This window comes from Oceanobacter sp. 5_MG-2023, assembly GCF_030548165.1.
In the GTDB taxonomy this organism is placed as follows: domain Bacteria; phylum Pseudomonadota; class Gammaproteobacteria; order Pseudomonadales; family Oceanobacteraceae; genus Oceanobacter.
In genome coordinates, this window is record NZ_JAUORS010000006.1 from 1 (window position 1) to 14,443 (window position 14,443).

At 50.9% G+C, this 14,443-nt stretch carries 12 protein-coding genes and 1 rRNA gene; 10 read left to right on the forward strand and 3 right to left on the reverse strand.

Annotated features, from left to right (window positions below; genetic code table 11):
- Positions 1-194: 194 nt before the first annotated feature.
- The 3 genes from rrf to Q4551_RS05460 all read left to right on the forward strand — a co-directional run bounded on the left by rrf (position 195) and on the right by Q4551_RS05460 (position 2,432).
- Positions 195-310, forward strand: a 5S ribosomal RNA gene (rrf, locus tag Q4551_RS05450).
- Positions 311-489: 179 nt separating this feature from the next.
- Positions 490-1,167: a uracil-DNA glycosylase gene (gene ung / locus Q4551_RS05455; RefSeq protein WP_303432297.1), complete on the forward strand. Its 678-nt coding sequence runs from the start codon at positions 490-492 to the stop codon at positions 1,165-1,167.
- A 242-nt stretch (positions 1,168-1,409) separates the two neighbouring features.
- On the forward strand, positions 1,410-2,432 hold the full coding sequence (locus Q4551_RS05460) for a quinone-dependent dihydroorotate dehydrogenase (protein ID WP_303432299.1): 1,023 nt from the start codon (positions 1,410-1,412) through the stop codon (positions 2,430-2,432).
- A 127-nt stretch (positions 2,433-2,559) separates the two neighbouring features.
- On the opposite strand, the gene Q4551_RS05465 is transcribed toward Q4551_RS05460, so the two are convergent.
- A complete protein-coding gene (locus Q4551_RS05465; protein ID WP_303432301.1) occupies positions 2,560-2,757 on the reverse strand; it encodes a ribosome modulation factor in 198 nt (65 codons plus the stop codon).
- A 178-nt stretch (positions 2,758-2,935) separates the two neighbouring features.
- Between Q4551_RS05465 and rlmKL the strand changes: the two genes are divergently transcribed.
- A complete protein-coding gene (rlmKL, locus tag Q4551_RS05470; protein ID WP_303432302.1) occupies positions 2,936-5,137 on the forward strand; it encodes a bifunctional 23S rRNA (guanine(2069)-N(7))-methyltransferase RlmK/23S rRNA (guanine(2445)-N(2))-methyltransferase RlmL in 2,202 nt (733 codons plus the stop codon).
- A 157-nt stretch (positions 5,138-5,294) separates the two neighbouring features.
- Here the strand turns inward: rlmKL and Q4551_RS05475 are convergent, their stop codons facing one another.
- Positions 5,295-5,600 carry an antibiotic biosynthesis monooxygenase gene (locus tag Q4551_RS05475; RefSeq protein WP_303432303.1) on the reverse strand — a complete coding sequence of 102 codons (306 nt, stop codon included), beginning with the start codon at positions 5,598-5,600 and terminating at the stop codon, positions 5,295-5,297.
- A gap of 562 nt (positions 5,601-6,162) precedes the next feature.
- On the opposite strand from Q4551_RS05475, the gene Q4551_RS05480 reads away from it, so the two are divergent.
- The 3 genes from Q4551_RS05480 (at position 6,163) to cowN (ending at position 8,432) form a co-directional block, all read left to right on the forward strand.
- The gene (locus Q4551_RS05480; protein ID WP_303432304.1) at positions 6,163-7,326 is read left to right on the forward strand and encodes a PilT/PilU family type 4a pilus ATPase; all 1,164 of its coding nucleotides are present in this window, start codon (positions 6,163-6,165) and stop codon (positions 7,324-7,326) included.
- On the forward strand, positions 7,310-7,972 hold the full coding sequence (locus tag Q4551_RS05485) for a Crp/Fnr family transcriptional regulator (protein ID WP_303432306.1): 663 nt from the start codon (positions 7,310-7,312) through the stop codon (positions 7,970-7,972). Before Q4551_RS05480 ends, Q4551_RS05485 begins: the two co-directional genes overlap by 17 nt.
- Positions 7,973-8,099: 127 nt before the next feature.
- Positions 8,100-8,432, forward strand: a complete 333-nt coding sequence (gene cowN / locus Q4551_RS05490) for a N(2)-fixation sustaining protein CowN (RefSeq protein WP_303432307.1) — start codon at positions 8,100-8,102, stop codon at positions 8,430-8,432.
- Positions 8,433-8,512: 80 nt separating this feature from the next.
- Here cowN and pgm read toward each other — a convergent pair whose 3' ends face one another.
- Complete coding sequence (pgm, locus tag Q4551_RS05495; protein ID WP_303432308.1) at positions 8,513-10,159, reverse strand: phosphoglucomutase (alpha-D-glucose-1,6-bisphosphate-dependent); 1,647 nt, start codon at positions 10,157-10,159, stop codon at positions 8,513-8,515.
- A gap of 210 nt (positions 10,160-10,369) precedes the next feature.
- Between pgm and Q4551_RS05500 the strand changes: the two genes are divergently transcribed.
- The 3 genes from Q4551_RS05500 to Q4551_RS05510 all read left to right on the forward strand — a co-directional run bounded on the left by Q4551_RS05500 (position 10,370) and on the right by Q4551_RS05510 (position 14,303).
- Positions 10,370-11,512 (forward strand): DNA alkylation repair protein, encoded by a 1,143-nt coding sequence (locus Q4551_RS05500; RefSeq protein WP_303432309.1) that lies wholly within the window; start codon positions 10,370-10,372, stop codon positions 11,510-11,512.
- 243 nt (positions 11,513-11,755) lie between these two features.
- Positions 11,756-13,177, forward strand: a complete 1,422-nt coding sequence (locus Q4551_RS05505) for a 2Fe-2S iron-sulfur cluster-binding protein (protein WP_303432311.1) — start codon at positions 11,756-11,758, stop codon at positions 13,175-13,177.
- Positions 13,178-13,856: 679 nt separating this feature from the next.
- The gene (locus Q4551_RS05510; RefSeq protein WP_303432313.1) at positions 13,857-14,303 is read left to right on the forward strand and encodes a hypothetical protein; all 447 of its coding nucleotides are present in this window, start codon (positions 13,857-13,859) and stop codon (positions 14,301-14,303) included.
- The last annotated feature ends 140 nt before the right edge of the window (positions 14,304-14,443 follow it).

The following is a 14,443-nucleotide window of genomic DNA, read 5'->3' on the forward strand; positions in this document are numbered from 1 at the left end:
ATACTAATTGCCCGTGAGGCTTGACCATATAACACCCAAACCGGGCTGTTATTAACGACCCAAGCCCTGAGCAACTGCTAGACAAAATGTTAAGAATCTCTCAAAAAACTCATGTATCCAACCTTATTTGGTGAACGCTGCCGGGTCGATCCTTCACAGGATCCCTTTAAGACAGACAACACCATAACAGTTTGCTTGACGACAATAGAGCTGTGGAACCACCTGAATCCATCCCGAACTCAGAAGTGAAACGCAGCATCGCCGATGGTAGTGTGGGGCTTCCCCATGTGAGAGTAGGTCATCGTCAAGCTCTTAAACGAAATACCCCGTCCTGCTTGCAGGGCGGGGTTTTTTTATGCCTGTGAGAAAGCAAGGGCGGACATGGATGGTTAGACGATTATATGCTGCAAACAGGAGCCAAGAGAGTTGAGTTTATCGATAACGATAGGCTAACCTTTCGCTATAATTCTTGCTGAAATGAGATTGTTTATGTCTAAAGCTGGTGCTCTTGATTCATCGTGGCAGCAAGTACTCGGTGATGAGCTGAATCAACCTTATATGCGTCAGCTACGTGAGTTTTTGGCGATGGAAAAAGCGGCTGGTAAAGTCATTTTTCCACCGGGGCCTCTTATTTTTAACGCATTTAATCACACACCGTTTGAACAAGTACGTGTCGTGATTATTGGCCAGGATCCTTACCATGGCCCTGGGCAGGCTCATGGACTGAGTTTTTCCGTGCAAAGCGGTACCCGTATTCCTCCTTCTCTGGCAAATATTTTCAAAGAGATGGAAGCTGATCTTGGTATCAGGATGAGTGGTAGTGGCGACCTGACTCCTTGGGCAGATCAAGGAGTCTTATTGCTGAATGCTACACTGACGGTTGAGCAAGCCAGAGCCGGCTCCCACCAGAAAAAAGGCTGGGAGCGCTTTACAGATACTGTTATTCAACGATTGAATGAACAGCGGGATGGTTTGGTCTTTGTGCTTTGGGGCAGTTATGCCCAGAAAAAAGGTGCGATGATAGATCAGAACAAGCACCTGGTTCTGAAGTCTGTGCATCCTTCACCGCTATCAGCCCATCGTGGTTTTTTTGGCCAGAAGCCATTTTCACGTATCAACCAATATCTTGTCAGTCGGGGACAGCCGCCTATTCAATGGCAATTGTGAGTGCTCAGGTATGCCATATTGGCTTTATAGCTGGTCAATATCGGCAACCATCCTTGCCTGAAACCCTTTCGTCATTTCCGCTTGTCCAGAACGAAAGCTCAAGTTACAGCGCATTGTTGGGCTGAGTGACGTATAATTATTACCATTTTCCAACTCCTTCGGTACAGCCAGGTTCAGAGTCAGCAAGGCATGATGATGACTCTGGTTTTGACCGTGTTGAGATTTTGTCTACGAGGTTTGATATGGATTGGTACGGTGCCTTCCGCCCATTGTTATTCAGATTGAACGCTGAAACTGCCCATGAACTCAGCCTGGATTTGCTGGGTGCGGCAGAAAGGCTGAAAGTGTTGTCATGGATGATACCGGAGGTGAAAAATGACCCTGTGACGGTTGCAGGGATCGAATTTCCCAATCCGGTTGGTTTGGCAGCAGGCCTGGATAAAAATGGCGATTATATCGATGCGATGGCACAGCTTGGTTTCGGTTTTATTGAAATCGGCACCACCACTCCTCGGCCACAACCGGGAAATCTGAAACCTCGGCTGTTCCGTATACCAGAGCGCCAGGCGATCATTAATCGTATGGGCTTTAACAATAAAGGGGTTGATTACCTGGTTGATCGGGTCAAGGCGGCCCGTTTTCAGGGGGTATTGGGCATTAATATCGGCAAGAACTTTGATACGCCAGTAGAAAATGCGGTCGATGATTATCTGATTTGTCTGGAAAAAGTGTATCCGTATGCGACTTATATTACGGTAAATATTTCCTCTCCCAACACTCCGGGGTTGCGAACCCTGCAATACGGTGATGCCCTGAAAGAGCTGCTGCAACCGCTGAAAGAGAGGCAAAAGGTGCTGTCAGAATCTTTTGGCTACAAGCCGATTTTTGTCAAAATAGCACCGGATATGAATACCGACGAAGTGGCACTGGTCGCCAATTCATTGGTGGATTGCGGTATGGATGGCGTGATTGCGACGAATACCACACTGGATCGTACTGGTGTGGAAGGCTGCCTGCATGCAAATGAGCAAGGCGGCTTGAGTGGCGCGCCATTGGAAGAAAAAGCCACAGAAATGCTGGAAAACCTGACCAAAGCATTGGATGGCCGAATTCCGGTTATTGGTGTGGGTGGTATTACTGATGGGGCTGGCGCGATTGACAAGATCAAGGCGGGTGCCCAGCTGGTACAGATTTACAGCGGCTTTATTTATCGTGGCCCAGAGCTGATTTGCGAAGCAGTTGAAGCGGTAGCCAATAGCCAGTAACCGGGCGATTACCCGTTCGGTAACGATCAGCTAGAGATATGAGGCCCCGCTTTTGGGGCCTACCTCCCGGGTGAGGAGGTTTGGGGTATGGGCGGCCTACGGCCTGAAGTTCGGAGTTGTTAAGTGGTCAAACGACCATACGATGAATACCAGAAACGCCTGTATAACCATCCCAGTGGTCTGATCGACCTGAACGCCAACCGGATAACCAAGCATCTCTCATCGGTCCTTCTGGCGGCGCCAGATCTTTGGAACGACGTTCAACACCGGCTCGATAGCCGCGGGAAAAAGCTCGTTCTTGCAGATCGCGTTTCTGTTTTTTCATACGATGCATCCTCGCTTATTAAACAAATATCGCTGCTGGTCGTTCTGTTCAAGACGATCTCCCTCAGCGACGTCTACAGTTGTAGCGCGTTGAGGGTGGGTTTGTTAACGAATATATTTCTATAAAATGACAACCTCTTGTAGCCACAGGCTATTTGAAGGAATAGGCCAATTTGACTATGACAAATTCTGATTCATCCACGGTTTTCCTGTGGCTGGCTACTTGCAGTAAAGGTATTGAATCTCTCTTATCCAATGAAATCAAAGAGTTGGGTGGAGAAGTAGAGCGTGAAACCCACTTGGGGGTGCACTGGAAAGGAGACCTGGAGACGGCCTATCGGGTCTGTTTATGGTCCCGATTGGCGAGCCGTATATTATTACCGGTACATGAAAGTCAGGTCAGCAATGTCGACCAAGTATATGAAGAAACGCGCCAGGTTGACTGGACGCAGGTTTTTTCACCGTCCTCGACCTTCCGGATCGACTTCCATGGTCGCACAGACTTTATCAATAACACCCAGTTTGGTGCCCAGAAAATCAAGGATGCCATTGTCGATCGCTTTCGTCTGGATACTGGCACGCGTCCCAATGTCGACAAGCATGGTGATGTGAGGATTGAAGCTCAGCTGCGTAAAGGCAAGCTGGCCCTGTATTACAACTTCAGTGGTTCGGGCATGCACCGCCGTGGCTACCGCTTGCAACCAGGTCTGGCGCCATTAAAAGAGACGTTAGCGTCAGCCTTGCTGATCCGGGCCGGTTGGCCAGCGCTGGCAGCAGCAGGTAAACATTTGGTTGATCCTATGTGTGGCTCAGGCACATTGCTGATTGAAGCAGGATTAATGGCTGCTGATATTGCGCCTGGTCTGAATCGGCAGCAGCATGGATTTGAGCACTGGCGTGGTCATGATCGTAAAGTGTGGCTGTCACTGGTTGATGAGGCCAGCTTACGTCGCACAGCCGGTTTGGAAGCTGTGCGCAGTCGCTTTTATGGTTTTGACAATGATGCCCGACAGTTGGAAGCAGCCGCTGCCAACGTATCGCGCTCTGGTCTGGAAGGCCATATCCACCTGGAACGTCGCTCGATTGAGCAGTTGCGGGTCAGTCATGAAGTGATTGCTGATGGCGGCATGGTGATCTGTAACCCTCCGTACGGAGAACGCTTGAGCGAGCTGCCACAACTGTCGCCACTCTATAAACAGTTTCATGATGCCACCATGCAGATGCCGGAATGGAAGCTGGCGGTATTTACAGGCAATACTGATCTGTCACGAGTTATCAGACGACCGCTAGATAAGCAATATAACTTGCTGAATGGCCAGATCGAAACCAAGTTACTGGTATTCGGTGCCGCAGATGAACGTTCATCACGGCCACAAACCTCGATGATCCGTGGTCCGGTGGAAGCATTCGCCAATCGTTTGAAGAAAAACCTCAAGCCGGTACAAAAATGGGCCAAACGTGAGTCCATTTCTTCCTATCGGGTGTATGACCAGGATTTGCCGGAATACGCTGTTGCCATCGACTGGTATCTGGATGCTTCCAAAGGCCCAGAGGAAGGAGCGGCATGGCTGCATGTACAGGAATATGTGCCGCCAAAAACCATTGAAGAAGCCAAGGCCGAACGGCGCTTGCTGGATGTTCTGGCCGTCTTGCCAGAAATTACAGGCATTGCTGCGGACCAGATTGTACTGAAACGTCGTGAGCGCCAGAGTGGTAAACGCCAGTATGAAAAGCGTTCCACCAACGGGGTGATCCGTCACCGCTTTCCGACGCTGGAAGGTCGGGTCAAGGTATGGGTAAATCTGAAAGATTATCTTGATACCGGACTGTTTCTGGATCACCGTCCCACTCGCTTGGACATTGCCAAGCGCGCAGCTGCGCAGCCAGGAATGTCGTTTCTTAATCTGTTCTGTTACACCGCGACCGCCAGCGTTCATGCGGCAGAAGCGGGCGCAGCCTGCACCAGTGTGGATATGTCACGGACTTACCTGGGTTGGGGGAAAGAGAACTTCGACCTGAATGGTCTGGATAGTAGCCAACATGCTTTTGTCCAGGCAGACGTGTTGCAATGGCTGGGTGATTGCTCGCAACAATACGATCTGATCTTTATGGATCCACCGACCTTTTCCAACTCCAAACGCATGGAAGGGGTGCTGGATATCCAGCGTGATCACGTGGGCTTGATTCAGCAGGCAGTCGCTTGCCTCAAACCGGGGGGAACGCTGGTTTTTTCGACGAATATGCGCAAGTTCACCATGGAAGATCAGGCGTTACCGGGGCTCACGATCCGCAATGTAAGTAAATGGTCTGTGCCATTTGATTATTCACGTCGGCCGAATATCCATCATTGCTTCCATATCCAGGTTGCCGAACCGTCCTGATGGTGGCGTCTCTGTACTCTCTATGGCTGAAATGATAAAAATTGTCAGTTTGTTCGACGTTATGATTCTGTCGTGATTGTCCATAAAAAAGGCGCTGTTTGCGCCTTTTTTGTTTCTGCTACAACAGTAGCCAACACTGTTATAACCATGGCTACTGTTACAGCACCGCCTCAAAACACTCCAGCTGCGGCGGGCCCATATAGATATCCTTACGAGCGCCACCGGCGTTGGCGTGTGCCTTGCGGAAGGCTTCAGACTGGGTCCAGTCTTCAAAGGCCTGGCGTGACTCCCATACGGAGTGGGAAGCAAACAATGTCTGTTCTTCGCTGGTTTTGCCTTGCAGCAAATGGAAGGAGACAAAGCCGGGGACGGTGTCGAGGAAGGTGTCACGATTTTTCCAGATATCGATAAAGTCTTGCTCACAGCCGGGTTTGATGCGGAAGCGGTTCATGGCGATGTACATGGTGTTCTCCATAAAAAATGATGCAATGAATCACCGTGATAATACCTGCAGGATTGCTGTCGTTAATAGTCGTGATTGCCAGATGCATAGCTGGATGCCACTGTTTGAGGAGGCATATCGTGCGGTAATGATCGATTGATTGTGATTTGTATCACATTCGGCATGGCTGGGCTGACACCTGGGTCAGCTCTCATAATACAGTCATGGCCTATTGCCAAGTCGCTGTAAGCTAAAGGGGATATCTATTTAGTCCGGTGCTTACTCTGGGCCAACGGATGGTTTCGAATCACGAAGCCGACTTGCAGGCCTGACGGGTCAAGTCAAAAGTCGGCGACACCAGGTCGAGATCATCCGGCAGCCCCCGAAGGGCGCGGGTTGCCGCCGTCCAGTGCGGTGTTGACGAATTTGAAAAGGACTCGTCATTCCGCTGCATTCGTCGCCTTGCCCTGAACAACGGCAACACTCGCGCAGAGCCGTGCAGGATTAAATAAGATGTCCCCTAAAGGAAAAACTTGCAGCTCCGTTGTTTGTATATGTATCGATTGCAGGAGATAAACGTTCTATGAGTATGGAAGCCTGGCTGAATATTTTGTCCCATAAAGACGGGTCTGATTTGTATCTCAGTACCGGGGCACCACCTTGCGCCAAGTTTCAGGGGCAATTGCGGCCATTGTCGAAGGAATCACTTGGCCCGGGCGAAGTGGAGGCTATTGCCAACTCGTTGATGACAGAGGCGCAGCAGAAAGAATTTGCTGAAGAAATGGAAATGAATCTGGCGATTTCAAACAGTGCCGGACGTTTCCGTATCAATATTTTCAAGCAACGCCACGAAGTCTCGATTGTGGCGCGAAATATCAATACCGAGATTCCCAATCTCGACAAACTGAAATTGCCTCCCATTTTGAAGGACGTCGTGTTATCAAAACGGGGTCTTATCCTGTTTGTCGGCGGTACCGGTTCGGGTAAATCGACTTCTTTGGCGGCACTGATTGATCACCGTAATGCCAGTGCTGGTGGTCATATCATCACGATTGAAGACCCGGTCGAGTTTGTTCACAAGCACAAAAAATGTATTGTGAATCAGCGTGAAGTCGGCACCGACACCAAAAGTTTCCATGCAGCGCTAAAAAACACCTTGCGCCAGGCCCCGGATGTGATTTTGATTGGTGAGATTCGTGACCGCGAAACCATGGAACATGCGTTAGCTTTTGCAGAAACCGGCCATTTGGCGATTTCGACCCTGCATGCCAACAACGCCAACCAGGCGTTGGAGCGGATTATCAATATGTTTCCGGAAGAGCGCCGCCCGCAGTTATTGATGGGGCTAGGGCAAAACTTGCGGGCATTTGTATCACAGCGATTGATTCCGACTGCCGATGGCAAGCGTTGTGCTGCTGTCGAAGTGATGCTGGGTACCAAGACTATTGAAGACATGATCATGCGTGGTGATTTTCCAAGCATTAAAGAAGTTATGGAGAAATCCGAAAACCTGGGCATGCAGACCTTTGATGGGGCGATGTTCAAATTATACCGCGAAGGCCGGATTACCCTGGATGACGCCTTGAAAAATGCCGACTCTCCCAACAACCTGCGTTTGCGGATCAAGCTGGCAGAAAGCGGCGGCACCATGGTAAGCGACCAGAGCACAGGTGCCGATGGCAAACCGGCGATGGAATTCAGTTTGATGGAAGACAAGGCTCCGGAAGACGGTGACAGCGAACTTTGATGGCCATGGGCCTCACACACATGCCAATCATCCAGGCTCTGGTATGGAGTCTGACTGGCTGCAGCGATTACCTGCCGGACGGCAAAATCTCTACGACACTGGAGAGATGATCTGCCGTCCGGGGATGGCTCATAACCGGATTTTTATGTTAAACAGCGGCAGTGCCCGAATCTGCCTTTCAGCAGAGCACCGGGAGCTGACGCTGGGCTGTCTCAAGCCGGGCAGTATTTACGTGACTCATACCCGCGCCTGGGTCGAATCTCTGGAACCCACCAGCATCACCAGCTGGCCTATCGAGCAGCTCACCTTGTTGATTGTGGAAGCACCGGAAATTGCCATTACCGCAATGCGGGAAATCGGGAAGATGCTGCAACAGGCAACGACTCTGATTGAAGACCTGGCATTCCGGTCAGTGGAATCCCGCTTGGCCCGTTATCTGTTACTGGAAGAAAGCACCCAGCAGTGCCAGACCATTCAATTAACCGGGCAAACCGAACTGTTGGCCAGCCTGCTAGGCACATCGCGTCAGACCTTGTCGACATTATTGAACCGGATGATTCGTGATGGTCTGGTGGCACGTCCGGATCGCCAGCACCTGATTTTACTGGATACGCAGCGTTTACAGCAGTTGGCGAGCGTATCCTGATCCAGACTGGCCATGGCGTGCCTGCAAGTTCATTAATGCATCTGCTTCCACACTGTCAGCTGGCTGACAGAATCGTTCAGGCCCAACGATTACCTTGTGATCTGGTTCACTTGATAATGAGATCACTATGAATAGTCCAGATACTTGCACCACCTCACCGCATTCTGCCAATCCGCCTGGTAGCGACTCCCGGGATCGTTATGTCAGCTTCTGTGGTATCGATTGTGATGGTAATGCCAATCGGCTGATTTCCATGCTGGAAAACCATTTGGCAAATGACCATGGCGATATGCGCTGGAAAACATACTTCGAACAAAAACGTGCACAACAAGCGGCGATGAATCAGGATAATCTGTATTTTATCGGCGCCCAAATGAACAGCTTGTACAGCTATCTGGAGAGCTGTGAGGACGAAGAAGTGCTGTCATTGTTGTGGCAGCTGGAGCAGGAGTGTTGTTAATGGAGAGAAGTAACGGCAGCTTGCGAGGCAAACTGCCGTTATCTGTCTGAGCCTGAACGGCAACAGACAAATCGATGACGTTAGCCCAGTACGGAATTTACCAGTGCCTTGGCATCGGCTTCCAGCAGATCGATGTGTGCTTCGGACACGAAGCTTTCCAGATAGATCTTGTAGACATTCTCGGTACCGGAAGGACGTGCAGCAAACCAGCCGTTGGCGGTTTCTACTTTCAGGCCACCAATCGGTGCACCATTACCGGGGGCTGTTGTGAGAATACGGGTAATGGCATCTCCCGCCAGAGTATCTCCCTGAACAGCGTCGGCACTCAGTGAAGACAATACGGCTTTTTGTTCAGCGGCACAGGGTACATCAATACGTTTGTAGTAAGGGCGGCCGTAGCGAGCAACCTGCTCTTCGTACAACTGTTGCGGGTCTTTACCTGTTACAGCCAGAATTTCAGCCGCCAGCAGAGCCATGATGATACCGTCTTTATCGGTCGTCCAGACGCTGCCGTCTTTGCGCAAGAACGATGCCCCGGCACTTTCTTCACCGCCAAAGGCCATTTCACCCTTGAACATGCCTTCTACATACCATTTGAAGCCTACCGGCACTTCGCACAGTTCACGTTCCAGACCATTCACGACCCGGTCAATCATGGCAGAAGACACCAGTGTCTTGCCGAATTTCACCGTTTGTGGCCAGTCAGGACGATGGGTTGCCAGGTATTCAATCGCAACGGCCAGGTAGGCATTCGGATTCATCAAGCCAGACGAAGGACAGACAATACCGTGACGGTCGTAATCCGGATCGTTACCGACCGAGATATCAAACTGGTCTTTCATCGCCAACAGGTTGGTCATGGCGTATGGCGAGGAGCAATCCATACGGATACGACCGTCTTTATCCAGAGACATAAAGCTGAAAGTCGGGTCAATGGCTTCGTTGACGACGGTAATGTCGAGGTTGTATTTCCTTGCAATGGGTTCCCAGAAATGCAGTCCGGAACCGCCCATGGGGTCCACACCAATCCGGATACCCGCTTTGGCAATCGCAGCCATATCCACGACATTGCCCAGATCGTTGACATAGTGGCCGATATAGTCGAAATCCTCGACCAGCTTACTTTCGTTGGCGTCTTCTGCGGGGACCCACTCAACCTCATCCAGATCGTTGGCCAGCAGTTCGTTAGCGCGGTTGGCAATCCAGCTGGTGATATCAGTATCTGCCGGGCCACCCATGGCAGGGTTGTATTTGATGCCGCCATCTTCCGGTGGATTGTGAGAAGGGGTGATCACAATGCCATCCGCCATATCATCGGGGTCGGCATCCTGATTATGGGTCAGGATTGCGTGTGAAATAACCGGCGTGGGCGTGTAGCCGTCGCCATCCTGAATACGTACACGGACATCATTGGCGACCAGTACTTCCATGGCGGTGCCAAACGCCGCTTCCGACAGGGCATGCGTGTCTTTACCCAAATAGAGTGGGCCTTTGACACCGGCTTCCGCCCGGTATTCGGCAATGGCCTGACAAACGGCGGCGATATGATTTTCGTTAAACGTGGTATTAAACGCAGAACCGCGATGGCCGGAAGTCCCAAAGGCAACTTGTTGCTCTGGGTTATTCACGATGTCTGGTTGCTGGCGGTAGTAAGCTGCCATCAGGGCAGGTACGTTAACCAGGCTGGCGCGTGGTGCGACTTTTCCGGCATCCGGGTGAATAGCCATAATTTCGATCCTTCCTTCTCGTTAGTATGCTGCTGTTATGCTGCTGGATAATTGTGACAGATGCAATTATTCGCAAGGTTATCAAGTGACTATTGCTGTGACCAATACAGTCTTTATTAATTAATGGCGGGATGTCTTCTGCCACCTCATGGTTGTGTGATCGCTGTTTCGGGGCGATCTGGATACAACCGATCGGGAGTAACCCATTGTATGGCTGAACCACTGAAAAACCGTTACGGATTGGAAGTTGCTGATGTGTTGGCGCAACAGATTGATAGCGTCTGGCCAGACTTCGATACAACGGCCTTTATGAAACAGGTGTCAGAGGGGTATGACGCACTGGAATTGATGGCGCGGGGACAACATATTGCGGATGTCTTGCAGCAGCACTTACCCGCAGAGTATGACGTGGCACTTGATATTCTGATGCGCTCTGTCGGAGCGCCATTGGCCGATGAGCGCAGTTTTTCCATAGCGGCATTTTACTATCTGCCACATACCTGTTTTGTCGCATCGTATGGGCTGCAGCAATTGGATATATCCATGGCTGCCCTGTATCAGCTGACGCAACGGTTTACGGCCGAATTCAGCATTCGGGCCTTTATCCAGCAATGGCCGGTGGAGACGATGGCATATTTGCAGCGTTGGTGTAATGACCCGAACCATCATGTCAGAAGACTGGTTTCGGAAGGTACCCGGCCCCGTTTGCCATGGGCTGGTCGATTGCCAGCCTTTCAGCGTGATCCAGCCCCGGTGCTGGCACTGCTGGAACAACTCAAGGATGACCCGGAGCTGTACGTCCGACGCTCTGTGGCGAATAACCTCAACGATATTGGCAAAGATCACCCGGAATTACTGGTGGATGTTTGTCGTCGCTGGATGCAGGGAGCGTCCGGGGAGCGGCGCTGGATTGTGCGGCATGCGCTACGCTCAGCCGTCAAGCGCTGTGATGCGGATGCCTTGGCGGTACTGGGGTTTGACACAGAACAGCACGTCCAGGTAACGCAAGGTGGCATCCAGCCTGCTGCTGTCACGATCGGGGAAGCGGTGGAATTACACGCGACCTTGTTATTACCGTCCAGTGCCGGTAAGCCTTTGTCTGTGATGGTCGATTTTCGAGTGCATTACGTCAAAGCCAGTGGCCGCACCTCAGCCAAGGTGTTCAAACTGAAGCAACTGACATTAATGCCTGGTCAGGCGATAACCTTGGGCAAGTCGTTGTCCCTGGCAGAACGCAGCACTCGGCGTCATTACCCTGGCAGCCACCATATTGAGTTATTAGTGAATGGTACCGCCTTTCCACTGGGAGTATTTGAGCTTTGTGGTGCCGATCATGTGGCCGTTGAACCTTGATTGTTGGTGATTTATATCTGAACCTTTTGACTTGTTCTCTGCTGGCAGATAGGTTCCCTGTATCGTGATACTCACAATGCTTATATGGCTGGTACGTCCATTTGTCCGTTATGCCATAACGCTGGAGAGTGAGGGCCATTTGTCATTGGTCCGCTGCTAGAAAGTGACCCTTTTTTGTGCTGTATTGTATTTCTCCCGGGATTGTTCACCAGATGCCTGCCAGACAGGAAACAAGAGTACACCATGCCAAAAGTCCGTTATCAGGGACGTACTTTTTACGTAAAGCAGGATGAAACCGTTCTGTCAGGTTTGCTGCGCCAAGGTGTTGAACTGGAACACGCTTGCCGGGCAGGAGTCTGTAATGCTTGCCTTGTTCGGGCAAGCGGATTTGATGCTGAACAGGAAAGTTTGAAAACCGGCAACCTGGCTGCCGAGCTGGTGGAGAGCGGGCACTTTTTGTCTTGCAAAACCCGAATCAAAGGTTCAATAGAACTGCTCGATCCTGGCCCGGTGGATATGTTTACCCTGGCCCGGCCAGCATTGACGGGCCTTGTTGTTGGCAAGCGCTGGTTGGGCGATGGCATAGTACAGCTACGTATCCAGCCGTCAGAAGAGATGTCCTATCAGGCTGGACAATTTGTCTGGCTCTATCATCCGGATGGTCAGGCACGGCCATATTCCATGGCCGCTTCGCCACAGCGCAGCCCGTTGTTGGAATTTCATATCCGTCGTCATTGCCAGGGGCATGTCAGCCGTTGGCTCGCAGACGAACTGAAGATCGGGATGAGTGTGCCGCTCAGTCTGGCAGATGGCGATTGCTCTCTGGAAGATAACATGCACCGCGTGGTGATGATTGCCTTCGGGATTGGTTTGGCACCGATGGCTGCTATCAGCCAACAGATTCTGGACCGTCATCAATATAGCCGTGGTGAGGGCCGTGTGGGTCATGCAGTGAGTGGACACTTGCTTCATATCGCCCGGGATAAAAGCAGCCTGTATGGCGAAGCCGAAAATTCCGGATTGGTAGATGAGATACAAGCCAGTAACGTACTGGACTACACGGGTCTGACAGGTCGCAGTGATCTGTTGGCGACCCTGGCCTCACTGAACATTCGTTATGGGGATGCGCACTGGTTTTTATGTGGTGGCTCAGAAGCGGTATATCAAACACGGAACGAGTTATTACGCCTGGGTGTTTCCTCGGAGCGAATGCGCTTTGATCCATTTGAAAGTCAGCCGGTGCGGGCATCAACCAATAACAACAACGATGAACGCCTGTCGGACGAGCTGGAGCCACAACCGGAACTGTGGGCCTGGCTTGATGCGCATGATCGGCTAGCCGTGATCACGAATGATTTTTACCAGCAGATGTTGGGCGATCCGATGTTGTCTCCTTATTTTGGTATCCATACGGCGCGATGGGATTCCAGAGACACAATTGCCGCTTTTTATCAGTACCTCTTTACTGGAAAAAACACGGCAGTGGGTGATCAACCACTCAGGGACCAACACTGGATGGTTCATGCCGATGAGTTGTTTGACTATCAAATGACCTTGATGGAACAAACGCTGAAACAACACCGGATGCCGGGTTTGCTTATCACTATCTGGATGAGCTATGAGATGTTTTTTCGCGATTATGTCCTTAAGGGGACATCGATTTAATCCGGTGCTCACTCTGGGCTACCGGATGGTTTCGAATCACGAAGCCGACTTGCAGGCCTGACGGGTCAAGTCAAACGTCGGCGACACCGAGTCGAGATCATCCGGCAGCCCCCGAAGGGCGCGGGTTGCCGCCGTCCAGTGCGGTGTTGACGAATTTGAAAAGGACTCGTCATTTTGCTGCATTCATCGCCTTGCCCTGAACAACGGCAACACTCGCGCAGAGCCGTGCAGGATTAAATCGATGTCCCCTTAACTCCAGCCAAGCCTCATCAACATAAAGAACAACATCGGTATCAAGATAGCCTCTGACTTACTTTCCGTATTATTGCAATGGACTATTTGGTCTACTAATGGCTTTTTTATACCAGATTGTCATCTTTGTAGGGATATAGTTCATTGATATTACAGGATAGTCATGTGTTGGACGGACTTTGGCTATTCATTCAAACGGCAATTGATTTAACCTCACGCCACCTTCAATACGTTGATTTTCAGTCCTGAGGGGGGCTTGCCAGAGTGGTGCGTCAGCACAGCAAGTTATCTGAATACAGCGTGCTGATGGCGAAGAGCGAGGAATGCTCTTGCAGGAAATTCACGTATCTGAAGTATGTAGTAGGACGTCTGCCAGAACAGAGATTCTGTCGCTGAAAGGGATAGTAGACAACTCAGGAGAGACTATATGAATATTGCAGTAATGGATTCACCAGCGGAAAAAGCATTGTTTGCGCTGGCATTAAAATACGAGGTGATTACCGGCAAGCAAGTAAAGTGGCGAAAAGATACCGAAGCCGCTTTTCAGATGGTAATGGAATCCTTATCGAGTAGCCGGAGTGAATTGTTTCAGGCTGCGGTTACTTTTCTGGAAGCCCAGCCACTGGCCGGGCGCAAGGCCTTTTTGCGCTTGCAGCAAGAAACGGTGCCTGATGGGTTTGAGGCCCGTATAGAAATGTATCGCGGGGTCGCCTTTCGACAACTTCGATCGATTGGACTGGAGCAACCTACTGGAGACCAGACGGTTGTGCAACGGACCTACCGGGGAGTGGCTTACGAAGAGCCGGTAACCTCCCAGAAGAGTGAGCCGGATAGCCGGACGGGCAAGCGTTTTTACCGGGGACAGCGTTATTAACCCTGGTGAATCAATGACCTGCCCCTGTACAGGCTAACAACCTGGGCATAAAAAAACCGCGTTCACAGCAACGCGGTTTTTTTATTTTACCATGATCGATTGCCGCATGGCGGGCAGCGTATCGGCATACTCTCGATAGA